This window comes from Desulfobacter sp., from assembly GCF_050177295.1.
The window spans coordinates 1-3536 of sequence record NZ_JBFXHE010000444.1 but is presented as its reverse complement, the minus strand read 5'-3'; the positions used below and the strand labels follow the sequence as shown (position 1 = coordinate 3536).

Here is a 3536-nt window from a genome sequence, read left to right as displayed (position 1 = left end):
AATCAAGGGCCTCGGCACCCGTAAGATATGCGTAAAAATAGGGTTGCTCCGGCAAATATCCGATCATGGCCCGGCTGATTCTATCCTTTGCCGAACACCCCCAAAAAGAGATCTCCCCTTTGTCCGGACGAATCAGGCCGAGCATCAGCTTGAATGTCGTAGTCTTACCTGCGCCGTTGCCGCCTAAGTAGCCAAACACTTCATTGTCCCGGATCTGAAAATTCAAATCATTGAGTACCTGTTTTTTTCCCAGCCAGCCATTGGAAAAACTTTTGGTTAATCCCTTAATATCAATTGCAATTGAATCGGTCACAGGTATCTTCCTTTTTAGTTTTCTTCCGGAACCCGCATGGGCAAAGGCAAGTCATCTGCCCGGGGCTGTTCTTTTTTCTTGATATGCACTTCCAAATTTTCTTCAGGTATTGTGTTCTCAATCGTCCGGCTCTCTTTGGAAATATAATAGGTCCCGCCCCTGGGATCAACCGGCATGCCGGGAAGAATACCAGCGGTAAGCAGTTCCTCTATGGATGCCGGATACTTCTGAAACTTGAGGTAAAAAGCCTCAACCCCCTGTTTAAGCATCTTCATATTGGCCCGATGGATAACCTGATGAAGCCGTTCGTTCAACCGGTCTCTCAAATCCTGTTTTTCTGTGGCTTTTATCATCTCTTGTAGGAAAGTGACGGCCACTTCAGGAGAATCGGCATTGGCATAAAGCCTGGCCACCAGACGTGGCAAATATGCAGGGCTTTGGGGAAATTTTACAGCCTGCTCCATATAGTGAGCAGCCGTTAAATAATCATCTTTATGATACATATAATCATAGGCAAGGAAGAAAGGGAAATACCAGTACCGGGGATCATTCCGGGAAACATTTTTCATCCCTTTTTTAAGCAGCGCAATACTTTTGTCTACCTCCCCCACTTCAGCGGCCAAAACGATTCCGCCAAATTCATAGGGGTATTGATACAACGGATCCAGCGTGGTTACCACATCCAGGAGATGGGCCAGCCACGTATAGTTGCCATCCGTTCCGGCATGGCCGCCAAAATACCCCAGCGCCTTTATCCAGAGCAAATCCGCAAGCATCTCATCATACCCCAGCGCAGCCCCTTTTAAGAAGGTCCCCGACGGTAAATATAAAAATGATTCAACCGCCTGCCTGGGATATTTTTTATCAAGTGTTTCAATGGAAAAAAAAAGCGACAGGAACGACAGGGTTAAAAGGATAAAAAGAGTAATTCGAGTAATTCGAGGGACACTATACATAATTACTATTTTTTCTCAACCCCTTTAGACCAAGCTTTGTTTAATATATCGGGCAGTGGTCCAGAAATGGATCATCCATAATAAACAAGCAAAACCCATCTGAAAAAAAATGCCGACCGCCTCTGGTCACCCCGTTTTGTAATATGGAGAGGATACCCCGGGGCCACAACTTTTACTAACTTTAGCATACTGATTTCTATGGCAAAATAGCTAAAAATTGTCAACAATTATGTGTCGCACATCCCGAATTCGGCAAACAAAAAAAGAGAGGCTCAAGGAGCCCCTCTTTAATTTCCGGGATCAGGATTCTATTTGATAGTTAACTATCGTGTTCCCCGAATTGTCCTGATATCAATAGACGCCAGGTTCCAGGTCTGTTACAGACATGGTGTTTGTTATATCTTCCGCCCCAGCGCCCTGAGGAGGAGCTGGAGGATTGATAGGATCTGCCAGACCCGCAACACTGTTGACATTGGCGATACCAAATTTACCCGGAACTCCATCAGAATCTAGATCACCATTTGCATCCGCCGTAAAATCTGTGCCAGTTGCATCAATGGCAACCTGATAATCATAGTAGACCTCACCAGAAGGACGAAACCCAATGGTCGTGAAATCAACAGCGGCAGTGTGGTCCCACGTAATTTTGCCAGTTGATGCTTCATCAGGATATATTGCACAAACCAGATAGACATCATGCTCTCCCTTATAAGCTTCTTGACTGGTAGCAATGGCATGAAGGTTGGTTTTTGCTTCCGAAGTTTTTGCCTTCAACTGATACGTAATGAAGTTAGGAATCGCAATAGCTGCCAGGATACCGATAATAGCCACAACGATCATCAGTTCGATCAGGGTAAAGCCTTTCTGGTTGTTTTTGATAAGTTTTGTCATTTTTTTACTCTCCTTTTTTTAGGTTAAATGATGTGACAAACTTTTTTTCATTTTCATTATGGCAATGATTATAGCAACAGCAATGCCAGAACAAAGAAACAACTTATATTTATTTACAACTGCATAATTTAAAAAGGATTTATTTTAACGAACTAAAATACCATCAGAGATTGAAAACGATTTTTCGCTGAAATTTAACAAAAAAGACAATCCGATTGACAAAAAATGTCAATCCTGACTCCCTTACTCCGCATCACTATCCCCGGACTCGTTTTTGTCCGGCGTGGTTTTATCCAGGCGATACCTGAAAGATCTTAAGCTTAAATTTAAAAGCTCTGCTGCCTTGCTTTTGTTACCCTGGCAAATTTCCATGGCTTTTTTGACATATGCGGTTTCGATTTCAGACATAATTTTGTCCAGATCCACACCGGATACCACATCTTCCAGGTCATAGCGATTATTCTGAATGCCCTCTATCCAGCGCCGACGTTTATGCGAGGAGATGGTCAGGCTTTCGGGCAGGATGATATTGGTTGAAGAGAGTGCGACAGACCGCTCAATCAGGTTTTCAAGCTCCCTGACATTGCCGGGGAAGGAATACCGGTTCAAAAAATCAATGGCATAGGACGACAGCTTTACAATATCCTTGCCCAATTTTTTCGAGTATTTCTCGACAAAATGGGCGGCCAGTAATTCAACATCCCCTTTTCTATCCCGCAACGGCGGTACTTTGATGGGTATGACGTTAAGCCGGAAAAACAGATCTTCCCTGAAATTGCCGTCAATGACCTCCTGCTCCAGCTTTTTATTGGTAGCAGAGATAATCCTGACATCCACATCAATTTCCCGGGTGCCGCCCACGGGCGTAAACCGGGTTTCCTGGACGGCACGCAAGAGTTTTACCTGCAGAAATGTGGACAGTTCCCCGATTTCATCCAGAAAAATAGTGCCGGTATTGGCCGCCTCAAACAATCCCTGTTTGTCTGCCACAGCCCCTGTAAATGATCCTTTAACATGACCGAAAAATTCGCTCTCCATGAGCGTCTCCGGAATCCCGCCGCAGTTGACCACCACAAAGGGCTTATCTTTGCGCTCAGAGTTATCGTGGATGGCCCGGGCGATAAGCTCCTTGCCTGTCCCGCTTTCACCGGTGACCAGCACATTGGTCCTGGTGGGGCTGATCTGGCGGATCCGCTGGTAAATCGCCTGCATGCCCGGGCTGTTGCCGATGATACGGTTAAAATGCAGATGGCTTTTAAGTTCAGTTGACCGGTACGCCTTTTCCTGCTCCAGGGTCAAAAGCGCCAGGGACTTGGCAATGGTGGCGCAAAGTTCATCATTATCAAAGGGCTTGGGCACAAAATCGTAAGCCCCCT

Annotated in this window: 3 protein-coding genes and 1 pseudogene; all 4 read right to left on the bottom strand. The window is 45.4% G+C overall.

Annotated features, from left to right (window positions below; genetic code table 11):
* On the bottom strand, nt 1-313 hold a 313-nt coding region (locus tag AB7U36_RS20740; RefSeq protein WP_428161527.1), incomplete at its 3' end, for an ATP-binding cassette domain-containing protein.
* A gap of 14 nt (nt 314-327) precedes the next feature.
* Complete coding sequence (locus tag AB7U36_RS20735) at nt 328-1269, bottom strand: tetratricopeptide repeat protein (RefSeq protein ID WP_428161526.1); 942 nt, start codon at nt 1267-1269, stop codon at nt 328-330.
* A gap of 785 nt (nt 1270-2054) precedes the next feature.
* Nucleotides 2055-2160, bottom strand: a pseudogene (locus AB7U36_RS20730) (type IV pilin protein); the annotation flags it as partial.
* A gap of 243 nt (nt 2161-2403) precedes the next feature.
* A partial coding sequence (locus AB7U36_RS20725) for a sigma-54 interaction domain-containing protein (protein WP_428161525.1) occupies nt 2404-3536 on the bottom strand: 1133 nt, incomplete at its 5' end.

Bases quoted from the DNA above. Each gene is read 5' to 3' on its own strand.
- AB7U36_RS20735 (WP_428161526.1), bottom strand. From the start codon at position 1,269: ATGTATAGTGTCCCTCGAATTACTCGAATTACTCTTTTTATCCTTTTA.